4 protein-coding genes are annotated in these 3057 nt (G+C 42.7%); 2 read left to right on the top strand and 2 right to left on the bottom strand.

Annotated elements, in window-relative coordinates:
- The first annotated feature begins 123 nt into the window (after positions 1–123).
- Positions 124–792 carry a cysteine hydrolase family protein gene (locus tag PN499_RS19595; protein WP_272033804.1) on the top strand — a complete coding sequence of 223 codons (669 nt, stop codon included), beginning with the start codon at positions 124–126 and terminating at the stop codon, positions 790–792.
- 75 nt (positions 793–867) lie between these two features.
- Here the strand turns inward: PN499_RS19595 and PN499_RS19590 are convergent, their stop codons facing one another.
- On the bottom strand, positions 868–1257 hold the full coding sequence (locus PN499_RS19590; protein WP_272033802.1) for an allophanate hydrolase-related protein: 390 nt from the start codon (positions 1255–1257) through the stop codon (positions 868–870).
- Positions 1258–1576: 319 nt separating this feature from the next.
- On the opposite strand from PN499_RS19590, the gene PN499_RS19585 reads away from it, so the two are divergent.
- Positions 1577–1930: a DUF6464 family protein gene (locus tag PN499_RS19585; protein WP_007356070.1), complete on the top strand. Its 354-nt coding sequence runs from the start codon at positions 1577–1579 to the stop codon at positions 1928–1930.
- A gap of 82 nt (positions 1931–2012) precedes the next feature.
- Here PN499_RS19585 and fmt read toward each other — a convergent pair whose 3' ends face one another.
- Positions 2013–3035 (bottom strand): methionyl-tRNA formyltransferase, encoded by a 1023-nt coding sequence (gene fmt, locus PN499_RS19580; RefSeq protein WP_272033800.1) that lies wholly within the window; start codon positions 3033–3035, stop codon positions 2013–2015.
- Positions 3036–3057 lie beyond the last annotated feature (22 nt).

Genomic DNA, 3057 nt, shown 5'->3' with positions numbered 1-3057 from the left:
GCCTGTAACTCATAGCAGAAGATAGTTGTCGGCGAGCGCCCACCTTACAATTCATTAATATAATGTTGGGTTTCGCTGTCGCTACATCCAACCTACTTGAGAATTAAAATTAGAGGTGAAAAAATGATTTCTATCCCAGCAAAACCCTATGACTATGAATTGCCAAATCTAAACAGTGTTGCCTTAATTGTCATTGATATGCAGCGAGATTTTCTAGAACCAGGAGGTTTTGGAGAAACATTAGGAAATGATGTCTCACTCCTGCAATCAATTGTGCCTACAGTTAAGCAATTATTAGAGGAATTTCGCAAATTCAACCTCCCCATTTTTCATACTATAGAAGGTCATAATAGCGATTTGTCTGATTGTCCAATCTCTAAAATTAAACGGGGAAAAGGTAAATTAACTATTGGAGATGTCGGCCCAATGGGTCGCATTCTCGTGTTAGGTGAAGCGGGAAATGGTATTATACCAGAGTTAGCGCCGCTACCGGGCGAAATTGCGCTTTCAAAACCAGGTAAAGGTGCTTTTTCTCGCACTAATTTAGAATCTATGTTGCAGGAAAAAGGCATTACTCACCTGATTTTTGCGGGAGTGACAACAGAGGTTTGCGTGCAAACAACGATGCGCGAAGCTAATGATAGAGGATATGAATGTCTGTTAATAGAAGATGCGACTGCTAGTTATTTTCCTGAGTTCAAACAAGCTACTTTAGAGATGATTCGCGCCCAAGGTGGTATCATTGGCTGGACGACAACGGCGACGCAATTATTCAAAGCATTGAATTATTAAAATTTAACGCAAGTTTTACGTAACGCGGCTCTCTGGGCGGTAAATCTATCGCCCAGAGGGCGGCGTTACAAACAATTATGCGTAAGTCTTATTCACATAACTCCGCCATCCGCCCCATTCCGTAATCTCGCGCTGTCCCTCACATAAGATAGCTTCGCCTAAAATTCCCAGAACCTCTTCACCGTCAGCTAAACGTACCTTACCTACGCATAATCCAGCGGGTTCTTTTAATAATATTTCGCTGATACCATCAGCAGGTATAGCCCAAACTTCAACTGCGATCGCAACTCCCCCATCTGCAACTCGCAGCATAGCTGGATAACGGTCTTTAATTGACCATAACCGATAACTGGGTTCCGTTACAGTCTCTCGCACAAAGCTAGCGCCAACTGCTAACAAGTTATGGTTTAACTCCAGACCTCGCATCAAAGTACCATTAACGGCAAGATATACAGTTTGGATCATTTCAACAACAGGTATTTCCGTATAAGCAATATAAGCGATCGCCCCTATTATAGGATACAGCGCTCAAATCTATATGATTTTTATTTCCGATTATCAAAAATATATTAATTGCTAATTGCTAATTGCTAATTGCTAATTGCTAATTAAATTGGGTGTGTAAGTCCTGATTTCCTCAATTGAAAACTGATAAAAGAGATATTTTTTGACCCAAATAAATGCAGATGAAAGCAACATCATCTATATTGTTCTACCTCGATCTGCGGTAAAATATCTTTATCGCTTTGACCTGTAGTCAGCAATAGATAGAGCATATAGGCAGATGGAACAAGAAACTTTACCGACAGAGGTTATACTTACCCACCCGCGCCAATCCCTGGGAAGTGTCCAGCTTGATTGGACACCGCAACCGGGAAATTATCTCGATTTAAAAGGTCAGACTTATGCTGTTTTAGAACGCCGTCACCGCTATCAATTGCGATCGGGGCGCTATCGCTTGCAGAAAATTGACTTGTACGTGCAGTCTGCACAACGGCCTACAGAGAAGAGTTTTGTCGAGGGACACTGGGTTATAGGCGATGCCAGTTGTCGCTATAGTGCGCGATCAGAGATCATTCGCTGTGCGGTTAATCCAGAGGGGCCATGCGATCGCTGCCGCTTCTATGAAAAATCATGAGTTGCGCGATCGCTTGGGCGATGTCTCAGAATACGGAGGCGATCGCGTCTCCTCTCATTCTTAAGTTCCTTCATCATCTTTACTAATTATTTGCTTTATCTTCATTCTTTATACCAAAAACCTCCCCCACAGCCAAGCGAGTACCATTAGCAAAATCCCATCCAGACTGAACTTTTTTCCCCGCTAACTGCACCTCGCGCAACAGCAATAAACCCTCGCCAGTTTGCACGATTGGCCCCAAATTTTTAACAACTTTTACAACTTCTCCACACTTACCAGAAAGCTCAGATAAAGTTGACCAATCTTGCTCTAAACGCCGCAAATCTGGCGGCAATTTTAACCAATATTCAGAACCCAGAGGTGCAGTAGCGCTAATTTTTGCCGAATTGCCGCGAAAACTGGTAACACAGTCGGGGAAAAATCCTCTAATCTGATTGTGAAGTGCGATCGCACTCTTCGACCAATCGATCGCATAATCGGGATTTTTAATCAGCGGCGCATAAGTTGCCTCTGACGCATCTTGAGGAATCACTTTCACTTCGTCTTTCCCTAACTTTAACACAGTTTCTACTAATAAATCAGCTCCCAATTCTGATAACCTTTCCGCCAATGTTGCAGCATTATCTAAAAGAGTAATCCCTGCAAAAGCTTTCAATAACATTGCCCCAGTATCCATACCAGCATCCATTAGCATTGTAGTAATACCAGTTTCCTTTTCGCCGTGATATAGACACCATTGAATCGGTGCCGCCCCCCGATATTTGGGCAAGATTGAGCCGTGAACATTGATGCAGCCTAACTGAGGCATATCCAAAATTTCTTGAGAAAGTATCTGACCGTAAGCTACCACTATAAAGAGATCGGCTTCTGTTTGTTTGAGTAAAGATAGTGTCTCACTATCTTTTTTAATTCGTTGGGGTTGCCAGACTGGAAGATTGTGAGCAACAGCAGTTATTTTAACAGGGGAAGGTATTAATTGATTGCCCCGCCCTCGGCGCTTATCTGGCTGAGTAACAACTGCCACAACTTCAATGTCTGGATGATTTAGTAAATTTTCTAAACTAGAAACTGCAAACTGGGGAGTACCAAAAAAGACAATTTTCATGATAGGGGCTAGGGGCTAGGGG

Origin of the sequence: Kamptonema animale CS-326 (genome assembly GCF_028330895.1) — a bacterium.
Lineage (GTDB): Bacteria > Cyanobacteriota > Cyanobacteriia > Cyanobacteriales > Microcoleaceae > Kamptonema > Kamptonema formosum.
The sequence above is the reverse complement of the archived record's forward strand: the minus strand, read 5'-3'. Positions and strand labels throughout refer to the sequence as shown.